This is a genomic window from Halomonas sp. 72 (assembly GCF_052379785.1).
Taxonomy (GTDB): Bacteria; Pseudomonadota; Gammaproteobacteria; order Pseudomonadales; family Halomonadaceae; genus Vreelandella; species Vreelandella citrativorans.
In genome coordinates this window covers 1-15,097 of record NZ_JBQSYY010000029.1, presented here as the reverse complement: position 1 = coordinate 15,097, position 15,097 = coordinate 1, and the positions used below count along the sequence as shown (strand labels likewise).

Here is a 15,097-nt window from a genome sequence, read left to right as displayed (position 1 = left end):
GCTCCTTATCAGTAGATACGTGGCGACTTGGCCACACGATGGGGCCGTGAGAACGGCCCGTAATAGTTCCCGTACTTGAGCTGGCGAACGTAGACCTTGCTCATGTTCGGGTCAGCCTTCGCCATCTTGCGAAGGCCGTAGACGCAAACCAACCAGATGCACGTTCCGAGGATCGTGGCGGGCCAGTTCATGGCCGACACGATCAGGCCGCCCGCAACAAGCATGGAGAACAGCATTAGCTCGCGCTCGCCACCCCATACCTGTTGCGGCCGGTGCAGTGCCCGGTGGAAAGGCGTCAATCTACGCGCTTCCTCGACTTGCATTAGCGACCCCCTGCACCCGGCAGTGCGGCGGCCTGCGCTTTCGATGCGCTGGCCAGATCGTCAGCGGTGATTGCTGCGTCAGCCGGGATTACTGCGCCCGAGAACATGGTGCCGGTAAGCAGGTTTTTGGCGAAAACGATGATGCAGACAACGAGGATCACGTAGATGATGCGGCGGGTAAACTCGGAGATTTCACCGCCCCAAATCAGGGTCGCGCCGCACGCGATGATGCCGAGCAGTGCAATACCGAAGGCCACGGGGCCGCTGATCGACTGGACGAGCTTGGCAATCGGGCCTTCCCACGGCAGACCCGAGCCGCCGCCCTCGGTGGCGTTTGCCGCGTGCGCGGGTTCGGCACCAAAGAGAAGGGCCACGCACAGAGCGGCCATCAGCCAGAAGTAAGGGCTTGTCAGTACGGCCCGAGCCTTCGATGCGAAGGTTGGAGCCGACGACGCCACAGGCGAAGCGAACAGGGCATTTGTAGTCATGTGATGATTTCCTATATCGGTTGGGTGATGTAGTTGGTGCCGTCGTGTCCGCTAACGGTTACGACTTCCTTGATGCGCCGACCCGTGGCCGTCTTTTCAATCGCAATGATTAAATCGACGGCCTCAGCGATCAGTGCTTGCATCGGCGCTGCCGTGGCTTCCGCCACAAGCTGTTCCATACGGATCAGGCCAGCATTCGCCGAGTTTGCGTGAACAGTGGCCGCCCCGCCGGGGTGGCCAGTGTTCCATGCCTTGAGCAACGCAAGCGCCGAGCCGTCGCGGGCCTCGCCGACCAGAATCCGGTCAGGGCGCAGGCGCATGGTTGCTTTCAGAAGGCGGGTCATATCGACGTGATCGACAGCCCGCAATGGGACTACGTTCGGGGAGCTACATTGCAGCTCGCGCGTGTCCTCGATGATGACAATACGGTGCTCAGGGGTGACGGCATCAATCTCGAAGATGATGGCGTTAGTGAGCGTGGTTTTGCCGGTTCCTGTACCACCCACAACAAGGATGTTGCGGCGTTCACGAACGGCTTTCTTGATCGCGGCGCACTGCGCCTCGGTCATGATCCCCGAACTGACGTAGTTGGGCAGGGTGAATACGATGCTCGCCTTCTTACGAATGGTGAAGGTCGGGCCGGTGACGACTGGCGGTATCAGCGCCTCGAAGCGTGAACCGTCAAGCGGCAACTCGCACTCAAGAATCGGGTTTGCCGCCGTGATGTTGGTACGCAGCGACGACGCCACGGTGCCCATCAGCGACTCGGCCTGCGACTTGGCCATCGTCCCGATTCGCTCCATTGGTGCCCCGAGCCATTCGCACCAAAGCGAACCGTCCGGGTTGAGCATGATTTCAATTACTTTTGAGTCTTCCAGCAGCTCACAGACCTGCGGCCCGAGTTCACGACGCAGCTTTTCAACAATGCGGCGGTCGTGCTCGGCCCTTTGGTTGGCGAGATTAGAAGTTCTCGGGTCGGGAGATTTTTCGTCCATTCCTTTCGTCCTTACCGGTTGTCACGATAGCGTAAGGCCGATCAGACCTCACACCGCAATGATAGTCTAAACACTATCACTCGAACAAGGCCGAATGTATCCAAAAGCAAAAAGACCCCACGGGTTTGTGGGGTCTAGTTGGCAGAACCGGACGAAAGGTGTTGAAGCGCGGGAGGGTGCTACGAGGGTACTAAAAGCTGCCACAGGGGCATATCGACGCAGTGTGCAAGTTTGGCCATGTTGTCGATGGTGATAGCCATTTTCCCTGTCTCGATTTCGCTTACCCATGACTGCGCAAATCCCGTCTTATCCCTGACGTCTCGTTGACTTAGCTTCGCAGCGATACGGGCCTTCCTGAAGTTTTTGGCAAAAATCAGGCGTTCCGGCGCTACTGGTTTATCGTCGGTTTCTTGTTCTATATCGGTGTCGCGTCGTCTAGGCATTCGGCTCGGCACCTCCCCTTTCTATGGTGAATTAAGCGGGCTGTAGTGACCTAAACGGCACACAACACGCGCATGAAATTGCCGTATGTTAGCAAAAAGGTTGCCCGAATCGGAGCCTTTTTGTCTATGGCCTACCTCAAGGAATGCACCAAAAAGGGAGTATTACTATAGTGGCACAGGTGCCAGCACCACGCTTTTGACGAATGCGCTATTATGCAATAATGACTTTCGCAAAATCCAACCATGCTGGACAGTCTCAAGGGGGTGAGGCATGATTACGTTTGATTCTGATGCTGTCATCGACCCGGTATCGTTCAAGGAAGTGCTGGCCGCCGGTGGCGTTCACGCGGCTACCATCGGCAAGGCCGACAAAGGGCTAGTCGTGGTACTGCGGATCGCTAAGAAAGACCGCATTCTTGGGCAGTACCGTGGTGGCCCGCGCTACTTTTCATCGCTGGACGGTGCCGGGTCGGTACTTGTGCAGCATGGCATTTTACAGTGGGAAACCGACGCTCAGGGCTGGGTGCCTCGCACCTTGGCAAGAGCAAAACGTGACAACGGCCGATTGGCATCGGCGGTTAGTTGACCAGAAATGCCAAAGCCCCGTTTGGCGACGGGGCTTTGGCGAATAGCAGAGCGACTTACAGAACCGTTTGGCGACGGGAACCGGAACAGACGCCCTTGGTGGGGTAAATTCAGGTTCATTCTAGTAGTTCGCTTTGCCTTTGACAAGAGGCGCGCCCGTGTGGTGCCCCCGAAAGGCAGGAGCTTATGGCAAGTTCACAACTTGCGCTGTTCAGTTCTCAGGACGAGGCGGACTTGTACCACGACAGCAACAGGAGCGGGTTTTTCTCGCTTCTGGTTGACGTTCGCGGCGACAAGCGCCAGTCCTCCCACCGTTTGACGGACATGGCCACCGTGCTTAGTTTGGTGGACAAGACCCGCGACACTTGGATGTCACAGGCCGAGTTCATCCGGCCCAACCGGCGCGTCGTGAACCTCTCGCGGCTGGGCTTGCTGTTCACCGACCTTGATACCTACCGCGTGCCCGCGCTGGCCGGTCGCTCACCTGACCAACTGGCCGCGTCCGTCCTGTACTTCTGCGCCGAGGAAGGCGTACCGCCACCGTCAGTGCTGATCTACAGCGGCCGGGGAATACAAGCCAAGTGGTTGTTAGAGGGCACGATTCCACGTCAAGCCCTGCCCCGCTGGAATGCCTGCCAACGCTACCTTGTTGATCGCCTCGCGCACGTCGGGGCCGATCCGATGGCCAAGGACGCCAGCCGCGTGCTGCGCACCGTCGAGACAGTCAACAGCAAGAGCGGCGAAGTCTGCCGAGTGGTTCACGTTCAAAACGGCCACGATGGCCAGCCTATCCGCTACAACTTCGAGTATCTGGCCGAGTCCCTGCTACCGACAGCCCGATGGACTATCGAGCAGCAACGGCAGGAGCAACAGAAACAGGCCCAGCAGCGCGCAACGAGAAAGCCTTTCCTTTTGGTGCCCGGCGGCAAAGCCGACCATCTGCGCGGATTCTCCGGCCGACAGCTTGCGTGGGATCGCCTCGAAGACCTGCGCAAGCTGGCCGAGCTGCGCGGCGGCGTCGGCGAAGGCAGCAGGATGCAACACCTATTTTGGCGGTTGAACTTCCTGCTTTTGTCCGGTGCGACCAACAGCAAGCAGATGTACCACGAAGGGGCCGCGCTGGCCCGCGAACTTGATCCGCAATGGAATAGCCGCTCGAAAGAGCTTATGACGCTGTTCAGCAAGGCCAAAGCCTACGAAGCAGGGGAGAAAGTCAGCTTTGGCGGCAAGGACTACTCGCCGCTGTACACGCCGAAGAACGACACCCTGATTAACCTGTTCAGGATCACCGCAGACGAACAGAAGCAGCTAAAGACCATCGTCAGCCAGGCCGAGGCCGCAGAACGCCACAGGAAGCGCGAGGAAGACCGTAGACGCGCTGCCGGGGCGGTAGACCGTCAAACGTACCTTGAGGCCGCCAACGCCAAGCAGGCGCAGGCACAGGCCCTCAGCCGTGAAGGATTGAGCGTACGGGCCATCGCAAAGCAAATGGGTGTCTCAGCTATGACGGTATCGAGGTACTTAAAAGCCCCTCAAATCGAGTGTAACAAGTCCGTGCGTATTACTAATGGCGAAGCCCCCGTGCTTTTGACGGCGGCCCGTTCGCGGTGATACAGGCCCTTGGGTGGGGGTGTAACAAGTCCGTGCGTATTACTAATGGCGAAGCCCCCGTGCTTTTGATCGGCGCAGCCGGGAGTAGCCCCGTGATGAAATATCACGAGTAGCCCGCAAGGCCGTTAGGCCGCGCAGCCCCAGCAGGGGGCGAAGGCTTTGGCCACTGATGACAGGTAACGTCGGTGCAGTTCGATAGGGAGTGGTAAGCGATGCGCTCAAGGCGATTTGATGATGCCCGGATCAACCACTTGCGGATTGTGCCGGTGCTCGCCGTGCTCGATGCGTTGGGCTTGTACTGGAAGCGTGACGCCACGTTTCAGCCGGTTAAGGACAAAAACACAGTGCGCGTGCATGTCTCGCTTGGGGGGGCCGTGGTCGAGCTGCTGGCCACAGGGGCGAAGTGGTACGACGTGCAGGCCGACCGTGGCGGTGGCGGGGCGATTGATTTGGCCATGCACTTGCTGCGCCTCGATTTCGTCAACGCGGTGAAACGCTTGCACGCGATACCGTAACCCTAGATCGCGTACCGTCGCGCAGAATCGCATTTAATCGCGTAGAGTCGCACTGCATAGGGTGCTGCTACGTGAAATCTGGCACCAACTGCTGCTTTGCGGCGGCGACAAGCGCAAGCAGAACAGCGACATTGACCGCGCCTGCGCGTACTGGCGCGACTGGCAGGAACGAACAGGAGATTGAACGATGAAAGACAGATCACACGACGCGGCGATGGCCGAGGTTTTCCGCAGCGATCCGGCCTACGCGGTCGAGCTGCTGAACAGCATCCTTGAAGACGGCGAGCAAGCCGAACTGTTGATTGCCCTGCGCCAGATGGCCGAGGCGTTCGGCGGCGTGCGCAGCGTGGCCAAGTCGGCCGAGCTGAACCCGTCGCAGCTCTACCGCACGCTGTCGGAGAAGGGCAACCCCGAGGTGCGCAGCCTGACCGCGATCCTGCGCGTCATGGGCCTGCGTCTGGCCATCCAGCCCATCCAACCGGCGGCCGCGACCCACTGACCACCCTTCCCTTTTGGTGCCCAACAAAAAGCCCGCTATCGAGCGGGCTTGTTTGTTTCTGGCCGGTTGTATTACTTGGCGTCTCGCGTAGCCCTGAACATCAGCTTGAACATCGAGCAGGCCGGTGGCACCAGTAGCGACAGAACCCCGATCACGAACAGAACTTGCGGGGTGGCAAATCCGGCGATGTGAGAGTGCGCGATGACTTCAATCAGGCTTTCAAACGGCACGTTCGGATCAGACGGCGCAACCATCGACAGGTTGATGCCCAGCCACAGGCCGAAGATGCCGGGGAACAGCCAGAACCCGAAGTAGTCGGCAATGTCCGAGGCGATCTTGAACAGCGCGAACACGATCAGGGCCGGAACCATCATCAAGAACAGCAGGATTTCAAACAGTGCAGCCAACATAAGCGATCCCTCTAAGTAGTTGTTGCGTCAAAGAAAAAATGATCCAAACAACACGCCGAGCACGAATGGCAGGATGCCGGACGATCCTCGACGGGGTTCCCGAGCTTCGAGAACCTTCCGGCGCAGCTCGCGGCGGCGATCCTTGAGGGCCTGCCGTTCTGCTGCGATCCGGGCCGCTTCGTGGGCCTCGCGCTGCTCTGTCAGGTACTGCTGCCACCCTACAGTAGCTATTCGAGCTGCGACATTACCAAGCCCGCTCACGACGGTGGCAGCGATCAGCCAAACACTGAACCCCATAATCCACCATATGATGCTTTGCATGAAATTTGTCATCGACAGCAGCCCTGTCGCGTCGGCAGGCGTGACGCTGCCCTGCGGCTGCGTGGTGTTCGCTAACCACTCAAATACAGGTATCGTCACGTTGCCAATGTCACCCATTGCAAAGCGGATCGCTTGCCACGCGACTACCAGTCCGCCGACCGACGAAAACACGTTGATGGCTTTGCCACATGCTTTCCGGTTCATTTTTACCTCTCATTTCTCCAGTACGTCACGCCGTCGTCGCACAGGTAGCCAGTCTGATCGGGCGACCGATCCCCTGCGATGAACGCCACGCTGCCGCGTGTAGTGATGCCGACGCCGCCGTTGCTATGACCTTCGCTTTTGCCCACTACCTTGCAGTTGTGCGCAGCCTTGAATGCCTCCCATTCGTCCGGCTTGGGCGTGTAGTTGTCCCACATGGCCGAAGCCATCAGCGCGATAGCCAACACTGCCGGGGTAATAGGAAGCACGCCATTGCGGAGTGCGCCCCACGTGATCCAGCCAGCGCAGACGGCCAATGCCAGAACGAAGGGGATCACCACCCACGGGCTGTACTGCGCCGGGTTGATTCCGCCATCCATACCTATTCCCTCAATGTCGAGGCACCGGGCCGAAGCCCGGCCGCCTCATTTCAGTAACACCACCACCAGAGCGGCTACGGCGACCAGTGCGGCCACCCCGGACAATACGGCAGCCACCACCGCGCTTGTCTTCGCCACCTGCGCATCGCGGCCGTTGGCCACCGCCTCACGGCTGGCGGCCTGCACCTCTGCGACCTGACGGCGCAGGTCTTTACCTACGTCCTTGACCACCTCGGCAACCGACTGGCGCAACTGGTCGCTGACGTAGTTGGCCGAGTCGGTGATGATCTTCCCGGCCGTTTCCTTCGACTGCTCGACCTGCTGTTGCAGCGTCACGGTCAACGTGCGGTTGGCTTCATCGTACTGATCGGAAATCAGATCGAGGTAGCGGGCCAGCACTAGCTCGTTGACCGTGACCGTGACAAGAATGGGGTCATCCTTGCCAAGCAGTACGTTGTGGCGTATGGCGACCTCTTTTCGTATGTCGTCAAAGTCGATCATCACGACCCCCTTAGATGATCGTGTCGAGCTGCTGGAAGATCGAAGACTTGACTTTATTCAAGCGCGACTTGGACATAAGGCCGAAGTCAGGTGATTGCTGAATTTCGTCAAATGTCAACTTACTGTCGAGCATAAGTTTCACGTCTTCGCCGTAAGTGCTGCCAGTCTGGCGAGCAATGCGGACAATGCCATGCACGCGGTCTTTGTTGGCTTGATAAACTTTCATTTCCTCGAAAGTTTTGCCATCGGCTTCAATGTCGCCAAAGAACTCATTCAGCCAAACAACCAAGCGCGCATCGCCCGGCATTTGTTCGCACAGCGAAGCAAAGCCGCCCAAAGTATCGCGCAGCGCCTGCCCACCAGTAATAACGGTGTGGATATAAACCTGCTTGCCATTTTCGGCGATCAGGTTAATTGCATCGTTTTCTGCCAGATAGTAAGACAGCGGGATAAACGAAGCCGCGCCGTTATCGACCACGAAATCAGAATCTTGTTCTACGATTTGTTCAATCAGTCGGTCGAAATTACGTTCTACCAGCGAGCCGTCGCGCATCAGTTCAAGGCGTTGAGTATCCAGAGCCTTATAACCGGCAAGAGTGGCATTTACCGGGTCGGTATCATATACAACCAACGGGCGAGTTTTGCCCTTGATATATTGTGCGATAACGGACGCGATCAGCGATTTACCGACGCCGCCTTTACCTTGCAGAATGTAATGAACTTGGCGGATAAGTTCGTTCATGGTTGAAGGGGTAGTGTTATTAGCCATATTTTGTTCACTCCTGTTAATTGACATCCTCCCCTCCCTCAGCTTGCGCTGCCGCCTTGCGGCGGAAAGGAAGGGGATTCCCAGGTCGTTACCTTCCTGGTTCCTGCTTCGATGTTCGTTGCCTTCAATGCCTTGGCACTGCTGGTCTTACACAAACTCCACAGGCGTACATTCCCGAGTGCCCCTCGGTATGATCTTTCAACCATCTGCACCGGCTAATAGCGCGGTGCCTGCTTGCAGAATGTTGCGGGCCGCATTCACGTCGCGGTCGATGCCCTGAGTACCGCAATCTGGGCAGTCCCAGGTGCGAACATTCAGCGGTAGTGATTCCAGCACAAAGCCGCAGCTATGGCAGCGTTTTGAGCTTGGGTACCAGCGATCAATCTGGACAAACTGCCTTCCCGCCCAGGCCGCCTTGTAGTCAAGCTGGCGAACCAACTCCCCCCAGCCAACATCACTGATGGCGTTAGAGAGATGGCGGTTTTTGACCATGTTCTTCACCTGCAAACTCTCCGCTGCAATCACTTGGTTCTCGTTAACGATCTGGCGGGTGAGTTTATGCAGGTGGTCACGGCGCGTGTCAGCGATCTTGGCGTGACAGCGAGCGACCTTTAACCGTGCCTTGGCTCGGTTGTTCGAGCCTTTTTGCTTACGGCTGAGGCGCCGCTGCGCCTTCGCTAGCTTTCGGGCATAGCGGGCAGTGTGGCGGGGATTATTCACCCGATGGCCGTCACTGGTCACGAACAGGTCTTTGATCCCCAGGTCGATACCGACCATCTTGAACGTAATTGGCAGCGCCTCAGTGTCTACCTTGCACAGACAGCTAATGAAGTAACGGCCTGCTGCATCCTTGGATACCGTCACTGTGCTCGGTGCCGCAGGCAGGTCGCGGCTCCAGCGGATGTTTAGCGGTTCACGGCACTTGGCGAGCGTGATCTGCCCGTCACGGTACGAAAATGCCGAACTGGCAAAGGTGGCTGACTGCCGGTGCTTCTTCGATTTAAAGCTGGGGTACCGCGCCCGCTTGGCAAAGAAATGCTTGAACGCACTTTGTTGATGGCGCAAGCATTGTTGCAGTGGCACCGAACTAACCTCGGCTAGAAAGGCGGTGTCCGGCTGCTTCTTTAACTGTGTTAGGAACGCGCTGGCATCGTTATAGCCGATCTTTTCCTGACGCTGATAAAACGCGTCGGTGCGATAGCGCAGCACCGCGTTCCAGACAAACCGCACGCACCCAAACGTCCGCGCCAGCAAGGCTGCTTGCTCAGGCGTGGGATAGAAGCGGTATTGGTAGGCGCGTTCGGCTTTCATGCTTTACACTTTAGACGAAATATTGTAAGGATGCAAAACACAAGGCGTCCTGGCGGACGCCGCGCTATCCATCCTCGCACTAAAAGTACGAGGTTTTCCGCGCTAACTGATAAAAACCTACCTTACTGGACGGTTTGTTGCTTCCTATTGGTTTACTTTTTTAAAATTCAAGATAATTGTCCACGTCGTCCAGTGAGTGGGTGGCTTCATCGCCGCGGCGCAGGCGCTCCAGCGTCTGCTCTGCTAGATAGGTGTCCTCGAGGTCTTCCAGATGCTCTAGGATCGCTTCGCGCGCATAAGGTGGGGCGTAGTCGTCTGGTGGTGTCTGCATTGCCGCACCCTCCTCTTCTGGTCCTTTTACCGATACGGATAATCTTGAATTCCAGGAGCGGAATCACTCCTGGAAGAGGTCTGAATGGCTGCCGGTACGGGCCAAATGTAGCTCGTCGCCCTCTACGCGATACAGCAGCAACCAATCGGGTTCGATATGGGCATCTCGGTAGCCCTTCCAATTCCCCCGTAACGGGTGATCCTGGTAGGCATCCGGCAAGAGAGCTTGCTCGAGCAGCAGGCCCAGCAAGCGCCGCAGCTTGTCCATGTCCTTGCCGCGCTTCTGGACCCGCTTTACATCGCGTTTGAACTGGCTGGAACGGACTGGGGTCAGCATCAGATGCCCAGGTCCTCGAACAGCGCATCCGCGCTATCAAAGCGCTTGCCCTTGCCGGCGTCCAGCTCGTCCAGAGCCTTGGCCGTGGAGGCGTTTGGCACCTGGACAGCGAACGGCAGGCGCTTCTCGTCGGCGATCCGCAGCATCAGCAGGCGGATGGCATCGGATACGGACAACCCCATGGCCTCCAGGGCAGCGGTGGCGCGTTCTTTGGTTTCGCTATCGATGCGGGCTCGAACGACGGTATCAGCACTCATGGTGTCCCCCACTTCTTCTCTGTAGCTACAATGTAGCCACAATATAGCAGATCAGGGGGCGTCGTCAACTGGAGGCGCTCTACCTGGCTGAGCTGCGCTGTTCCCCGCTCATAAAATTTCGTGCGCACGAAATAATTAATAGGCGCAATTATCAGTTAACGCGAAAAACCTCGTACTTCTAGTGCGAGGATGGATAGCGTGGGACGCGAAGCGTCCCCTATTCTGGCCTTGTCTGCTGCTCAATGTATTGCTTGACGACGCTCAGCGGTGCTCCGCCGACACTTCCCGCAAAATAGCTGGGACTCCATAACGCATTTTTCCTGTAGGCCGGTTGTACCAATTCAGGGTGCAGTAGTTTCATTCGTCTACTCGAAACGCCTTTCAGGCTATTTACTAGCCTTGAAATCGCCACCTTGGGCGGGTAGTTCACCAGCAAGTGGACATGATCGGTTTCACCAGGTTTTGTGGCATGGGGATGTCTGGTTTTGTGGCATGTAGTACAGCCGCTACAAAACACGGCTGTCTGGTGACTACATTCTGATTTTGCCGATGGCACTGGATTTTTTAGGCGTGTTATCCCGCTTATTATCTGCTACTGACGGCTCTGTTGAGGCATCCGCCTCCACACTTGTATCTGCTCTTCCTTCTTGGGCTCCCACCTCAACCCCGCCTTCCTCTTTTATGCTTGCCACACCAGGATCAACGGGCTCTTTGACGATAGCATGTGCCTGCGGGTTTTGTGATGGGCGGGTCGACAGCCCTTGATTATCAGCATGGCGAGCCCAGCGTGAAATATCATTGAGTAATGCCCCCGCCGACGCAAGGGCTTTTACCCGACTGGAAACATTACCGTTTGGAATGGCTGCCAGGTCGCGGTACAGCTCGGGATAATTGTAGAAATTGACGGTCAATTTTAGCGGCATGGAAGATTCTGTCTCGTCTCCGTCGCTATCCTCCACGTCCTCACTGACGATACTGCTATAGTGCCTTTCGGCGAGTGAATGCAATCGCTCACTGTCAACGGCAATGCCCCCCATTTCCCGCATCAAACAGCATAGGTTAGCGAGATTGCGCAGACGCTCCGCACGGTATTTATTAGGGACAGACATAAGTTCTCTGTACAGATCACCATCGCGGCGGCGGTACAGCATGATGTTGATGACAAGCGGCTGTGATTGCTGAAAGTCGTGCATCGCGGATTCTCCAATGATTATAAAGCTGGCGGTAATCAGTGCTACCACCAGCTGTAATGCCAATAAACGCTATCGTGCGGCCCAGCCGTGATAGCCCCGAGCGATGGACAGCACTGGATCAGAAGGCTGGATAATCTCGCAATGTGAGAAAATTCGCCGCGCTTCAGGTTCGAAAAATGCCCCACCGCCCCCTGCAACCACAACAGTATCAAGTACCGTATTTCGCATACTACCCGCAATTTCGCTTATAGCAGCCTGAGAGATTTCCAATGCGCTTTGTTGGATGTAAGGTTGGATGTCTATTTTCTGTCCTGCATAGCGTACTATGTGCAAATTTGCGCGTATTAAACTTTCAATTTTTTCAGGCTTGAGGCTCTTACCTGGTGCCGCTCCGTAGTCTGCACTGACCAATTCAGCCACTCTATCAATAATCCGAGACGTTGCTAAAAGGGTTGTACCGGACAACTCAGCATTTAACTCCCCTTCTTCAAACACTACAAAGTCAGTGCTATAAAAGCCAGGGTCAATGATGATAACACTGCCTTCTGTTAACGCCTCTACGGTATCTTGATCGTCGTTACTTTCAGCGTAGTGAATAGCATCTAAAAATGCACCGCCTGGTTGTGGAATGACCTCAACTTCATCCACGGTTACGGTTCTCTTTTTAGCAACTTGATGCTCCCCTGCCATCATCTTTTTAATATCGTTTTTTAATTCTTCGTTCTGCCAATGCGTGACCGGCAACCCCGTCACTAAGCGATCTATCTGGCGATCATTTGTATATAATAACGCAGCATGGAAAAGTGCCTTATACTGCGTCGTTTTAATGTAGTTTTCCGTTATATCGCGTGAGCTACCCAACACTTTACCTGGTGCAATACCAGCGGCATATTCAACGCCATCTACCATAACAATGGTGGTATCAACATCACCGCCGGTAATGCCTTTAATCTGCCGATTGAATTGATCGAGGCGCGACACCCCTACAGGAAAGATGGACTCCTGATGCCCTTCATCGCCGCCTGAGTAAACCAGCTTGGTGTTGCTATAGCCGATATCCAGCCCTACGTTCGTACCCATTCAGACCTCCACGTTTCACTGTTGAACCGCTAAATCGAAGCGCAAGTCACTTCGCTTTAGAGAGTTTATTTTAAACTTTTAGGTTTGTAAAAATCAGTATTGCATCCATTGAGAAATGCTTCAACCCTCTCATTACTTTTTCACTTCCCACCAATATTGGGGGGAAGTGAAGAAATTTAGTAATCTCCCACCAGTAATGGGGGGAAGTGAAGAAATTTAGTAATCTCCCACCAGTAATGGGGGGAAGTGGCAAATTTTGCTCACCTCCCCCCAGTTGGGGGGAGAATTAAAAAAAATTGGCTATTTTTCCTATTTTCTGTTTCACCTTCCACCAGTAAGTAATATCCTGTGGGGAGCGAGGGTTTCCCCCAGGGTAATTTCATGGGGAGCGTCTGTTAGATATTGAGGCTTTGGAGGGCTATCTGGATGTCAGAATATGGTGGTAGCAGCAGTTCAAGTAATTATTCGCTTGACCATTTGCATACGTTGCTTGCTGTGAACGACGAGGCAGAAGCCGAGCGTTCGGGTATTGATTTGGCTGAAGTATCTGCCGCGCTGTCGGATGCAGCCGATGGAATGCTTGAAGAAATTGAGCGGTCGATTTATCTGGCAGCCTTGGACTCACGCACGATGGCTGACTTATTTTGGGAAGAAAAAATGGAGCGTTTTGCAGCAGGTGATCCAGGTAAGCTCGGTATCCGTGTTCGCGTTAATCGAGGAACCTTGGAAGTCGCCTATTTCCGTGATGCGTTTGTTCGAAACTCTGACTCGATGCGCAAAGGTAAAACTTACTACGCTAAACATATTAAACGGTCTGGTAAGCATCATTATAACGCCCGAGACTTTAATGGGGCTGAAAGTTGGGAGCGAGAATTAGTTGCGGCGCACGAAAAAGACCATGCCAAAAATCGAAAAATTTTTTATGAGTTATCAAAAGCGCGAACAGCGTTGAAGGAGGTCAAAAAGGTAATTGAGTCGCATAGAAAGTAGATAGTCTAATAAGTTATTTATTCATGACTCAAACACCTCTGCTGGTGAAATTTCTCTTTTTAAACCATGCCGCCGAATAATTTGATAATATTCGTTAGGCTTATCCTCTTTCACATTCAAGTGGTCTTAATTTCGTGTGCAGGCATACACAGAACACCGTCACAATGCTTTCCTTTTAAAATAAAAATTGCAAAAGCCTGTTTCAAAAAAGCGGCTTTCATAAATCTATAAAGAGCAGAATAGCTTTATATAACTTTTGATTGATTTTAATCCATATTCTACTTTTAAGCACTTATATACTTCAGTGCATAAAAGCTGCAAAAAAGCATTTATAAGCTATTATGCCACATAACAAACTAAAAGGTTTATAGCGTATGTTATGGTTTATTTAAGCCTTGAGGGTGGGCTGAAGCTAATTCACCAGAAATCCGCCCCTCAGCGCCTTGGTCGGTTTTTCGGGATGCGTAGAATCCAAAGGACACCCGACATCGAGACAAGGAGAGCACTGTGCTCACATTAGTAACCGCTGATAAGTCTGAAAACGCATTGTCACGGCTTGAAGAAGAACAGCAGATATTGGCTGACGATATCGCTATGGCATTTTTTAACCTGACGCCCGACATCACTGAGGATGCTGACTGTGGCGACGTTGCGCACGAAGCAGCAGCATTCTTTGCTGACGCCGGTATGCCCAAGGAGCTGTTCTTTGGCGAGCTACATACCAACGAAACGGGCGAAAACGTGATCATCGTGCCGCATTACTGGCTGGAGGTGCCGCTGCAAACAACGCGGATTATCGTCGATCTGACACTGCCTTTCTGGCTGACTGATCCTGTTGCCGACACGACGGATTTCGACATTCCAACCGTGCTCATCAAGCGCCTGAGCGACGAGCGAGGACGAAAATACATGGGTGAGCGCATCGAGTTTCCCGATCTTGTAGGTGAAGCCGATAGCTCGGCTATTGCGTTGTATCCGCAGTGCCGATTTTGCGATGGCCTTGTCCGTCATTACCATCGTCTAAAGTAAGGGTTTCGAGATGGAGACACAGGCTCGACAGAGGCACTTGCTTGCGTTTCTGGATCGGTACGGCGTTGACTCTCCTGCATTGCAGTACGCGACCTCGCTTCTTTTGGACGCCCCGAAACATATCCCTGCTGTGTCCGATTCTCCGTCCATCGAAAGTGTTGCGCTATTTGGCCTGGACGACGACGAATGGGAAGACGCGGTGCGAGCTGCCCGTCTTCAGCGCAAACTGGATCAGCTGTCTTCGCAGTTTCCGCTTACGCTGCTTTCGGATTCGGTTGTCGATGCCGATAGTGGTCGGATACAGCTTTGGGGCCGCCAGGTGCTACGCCCATCGGTGCTAGAAGATCAGCTGGGTATGTCTATCGCCACATCCGATTGGCAGATCGTGATGGATGCTTTGCAACTGCTCCCGTCTTCCTGGTCGATGGTGCTGGAAATTTCTCGGGGGGCGGCTTAATTTCGCACCGGCTTGGTCAAGCGCAAAAGTTGGTTAAGCTACTAGGGAAATCAACGTAACGAGGAAAATCTG

At 54.8% G+C, this 15,097-nt stretch carries 23 protein-coding genes; 7 read left to right on the top strand and 16 right to left on the bottom strand.

Features of this window, described 5'->3' with window-relative positions; translation table 11 throughout:
- Window positions 1–8: 8 nt before the first annotated feature.
- From ACT3T6_RS16935 to ACT3T6_RS16920, 4 genes are all read right to left on the bottom strand, one after another.
- Window positions 9–323 carry a conjugal transfer protein TrbD gene (locus tag ACT3T6_RS16935; protein WP_193054617.1) on the bottom strand — a complete coding sequence of 105 codons (315 nt, stop codon included), beginning with the start codon at window positions 321–323 and terminating at the stop codon, window positions 9–11.
- A complete protein-coding gene (locus ACT3T6_RS16930; RefSeq protein ID WP_193054618.1) occupies window positions 323–811 on the bottom strand; it encodes a TrbC/VirB2 family protein in 489 nt (162 codons plus the stop codon). The genes ACT3T6_RS16935 and ACT3T6_RS16930 overlap by 1 nt, the downstream gene beginning before the upstream one ends.
- An 11-nt stretch (window positions 812–822) precedes the next feature.
- Window positions 823–1,806, bottom strand: coding sequence for a P-type conjugative transfer ATPase TrbB (gene trbB / locus ACT3T6_RS16925; RefSeq protein WP_193054619.1), 984 nt, complete (start codon window positions 1,804–1,806; stop codon window positions 823–825).
- A 179-nt stretch (window positions 1,807–1,985) separates the two neighbouring features.
- Window positions 1,986–2,249 (bottom strand): helix-turn-helix domain-containing protein, encoded by a 264-nt coding sequence (locus tag ACT3T6_RS16920; protein WP_193054620.1) that lies wholly within the window; start codon window positions 2,247–2,249, stop codon window positions 1,986–1,988.
- A 271-nt stretch (window positions 2,250–2,520) separates the two neighbouring features.
- Here ACT3T6_RS16920 and parC point away from each other — a divergent pair, with 271 nt between their 5' ends.
- From parC to ACT3T6_RS16900, 4 genes are all read left to right on the top strand, one after another.
- Window positions 2,521–2,835, top strand: a complete 315-nt coding sequence (parC, locus tag ACT3T6_RS16915) for a ParC family partition-associated protein (RefSeq protein ID WP_193054621.1) — start codon at window positions 2,521–2,523, stop codon at window positions 2,833–2,835.
- Between the two features lie 185 nt (window positions 2,836–3,020).
- A complete protein-coding gene (locus ACT3T6_RS16910; protein WP_444625964.1) occupies window positions 3,021–4,445 on the top strand; it encodes a helix-turn-helix domain-containing protein in 1,425 nt (474 codons plus the stop codon).
- A 212-nt stretch (window positions 4,446–4,657) separates the two neighbouring features.
- Window positions 4,658–4,960 carry a hypothetical protein gene (locus ACT3T6_RS16905; protein WP_192539793.1) on the top strand — a complete coding sequence of 101 codons (303 nt, stop codon included), beginning with the start codon at window positions 4,658–4,660 and terminating at the stop codon, window positions 4,958–4,960.
- A 187-nt stretch (window positions 4,961–5,147) separates the two neighbouring features.
- Window positions 5,148–5,459 carry a helix-turn-helix domain-containing transcriptional regulator gene (locus tag ACT3T6_RS16900; RefSeq protein WP_192539792.1) on the top strand — a complete coding sequence of 104 codons (312 nt, stop codon included), beginning with the start codon at window positions 5,148–5,150 and terminating at the stop codon, window positions 5,457–5,459.
- A 71-nt stretch (window positions 5,460–5,530) separates the two neighbouring features.
- Here ACT3T6_RS16900 and ACT3T6_RS16895 read toward each other — a convergent pair whose 3' ends face one another.
- The 12 genes from ACT3T6_RS16895 to ACT3T6_RS16840 all read right to left on the bottom strand — a co-directional run bounded on the left by ACT3T6_RS16895 (window position 5,531) and on the right by ACT3T6_RS16840 (window position 12,549).
- Complete coding sequence (locus ACT3T6_RS16895) at window positions 5,531–5,869, bottom strand: hypothetical protein (protein ID WP_020309013.1); 339 nt, start codon at window positions 5,867–5,869, stop codon at window positions 5,531–5,533.
- Between the two features lie 27 nt (window positions 5,870–5,896).
- Complete coding sequence (locus tag ACT3T6_RS16890) at window positions 5,897–6,394, bottom strand: hypothetical protein (protein WP_192539791.1); 498 nt, start codon at window positions 6,392–6,394, stop codon at window positions 5,897–5,899.
- Window positions 6,395–6,396: 2 nt separating this feature from the next.
- Entirely contained in the window at window positions 6,397–6,771 is a 375-nt protein-coding gene (locus tag ACT3T6_RS16885) for a hypothetical protein (protein ID WP_192539790.1), read from the bottom strand.
- Between the two features lie 45 nt (window positions 6,772–6,816).
- Window positions 6,817–7,272: a conjugal transfer protein TraM gene (locus ACT3T6_RS16880; RefSeq protein ID WP_192539789.1), complete on the bottom strand. Its 456-nt coding sequence runs from the start codon at window positions 7,270–7,272 to the stop codon at window positions 6,817–6,819.
- Window positions 7,273–7,282: 10 nt separating this feature from the next.
- Complete coding sequence (locus ACT3T6_RS16875) at window positions 7,283–8,041, bottom strand: nucleotide-binding protein (RefSeq protein ID WP_226913600.1); 759 nt, start codon at window positions 8,039–8,041, stop codon at window positions 7,283–7,285.
- Window positions 8,042–8,239: 198 nt separating this feature from the next.
- Window positions 8,240–9,352 carry an RNA-guided endonuclease InsQ/TnpB family protein gene (locus ACT3T6_RS16870; protein WP_074211468.1) on the bottom strand — a complete coding sequence of 371 codons (1,113 nt, stop codon included), beginning with the start codon at window positions 9,350–9,352 and terminating at the stop codon, window positions 8,240–8,242.
- A 160-nt stretch (window positions 9,353–9,512) separates the two neighbouring features.
- Window positions 9,513–9,683, bottom strand: a complete 171-nt coding sequence (gene relB, locus ACT3T6_RS16865) for a type II toxin-antitoxin system RelB family antitoxin (RefSeq protein WP_225736367.1) — start codon at window positions 9,681–9,683, stop codon at window positions 9,513–9,515.
- Window positions 9,684–9,746: 63 nt separating this feature from the next.
- Window positions 9,747–10,019 (bottom strand): type II toxin-antitoxin system YafQ family toxin, encoded by a 273-nt coding sequence (locus ACT3T6_RS16860; protein ID WP_192539861.1) that lies wholly within the window; start codon window positions 10,017–10,019, stop codon window positions 9,747–9,749.
- Window positions 10,019–10,276 carry a type II toxin-antitoxin system RelB/DinJ family antitoxin gene (locus tag ACT3T6_RS16855; protein WP_192539860.1) on the bottom strand — a complete coding sequence of 86 codons (258 nt, stop codon included), beginning with the start codon at window positions 10,274–10,276 and terminating at the stop codon, window positions 10,019–10,021. Before ACT3T6_RS16855 ends, ACT3T6_RS16860 begins: the two co-directional genes overlap by 1 nt.
- Window positions 10,277–10,493: 217 nt before the next feature.
- Window positions 10,494–10,793 carry an IS200/IS605 family transposase gene (gene tnpA / locus ACT3T6_RS16850; RefSeq protein WP_318782791.1) on the bottom strand — a complete coding sequence of 100 codons (300 nt, stop codon included), beginning with the start codon at window positions 10,791–10,793 and terminating at the stop codon, window positions 10,494–10,496.
- Between the two features lie 13 nt (window positions 10,794–10,806).
- The gene (locus ACT3T6_RS16845) at window positions 10,807–11,469 is read right to left on the bottom strand and encodes a hypothetical protein (protein ID WP_192539862.1); all 663 of its coding nucleotides are present in this window, start codon (window positions 11,467–11,469) and stop codon (window positions 10,807–10,809) included.
- A gap of 69 nt (window positions 11,470–11,538) precedes the next feature.
- Window positions 11,539–12,549 carry a ParM/StbA family protein gene (locus ACT3T6_RS16840; RefSeq protein ID WP_192539863.1) on the bottom strand — a complete coding sequence of 337 codons (1,011 nt, stop codon included), beginning with the start codon at window positions 12,547–12,549 and terminating at the stop codon, window positions 11,539–11,541.
- A gap of 426 nt (window positions 12,550–12,975) precedes the next feature.
- On the opposite strand from ACT3T6_RS16840, the gene mobI reads away from it, so the two are divergent.
- The 3 genes from mobI to ACT3T6_RS16825 all read left to right on the top strand — a co-directional run bounded on the left by mobI (window position 12,976) and on the right by ACT3T6_RS16825 (window position 15,025).
- Window positions 12,976–13,539, top strand: coding sequence for a conjugative transfer protein MobI(A/C) (mobI, locus tag ACT3T6_RS16835; RefSeq protein ID WP_192539864.1), 564 nt, complete (start codon window positions 12,976–12,978; stop codon window positions 13,537–13,539).
- Between the two features lie 507 nt (window positions 13,540–14,046).
- Window positions 14,047–14,568, top strand: coding sequence for a hypothetical protein (locus ACT3T6_RS16830; RefSeq protein ID WP_192539865.1), 522 nt, complete (start codon window positions 14,047–14,049; stop codon window positions 14,566–14,568).
- A gap of 10 nt (window positions 14,569–14,578) precedes the next feature.
- A complete protein-coding gene (locus tag ACT3T6_RS16825) occupies window positions 14,579–15,025 on the top strand; it encodes a hypothetical protein (protein ID WP_193053908.1) in 447 nt (148 codons plus the stop codon).
- Window positions 15,026–15,097: the final 72 nt, after the last annotated feature.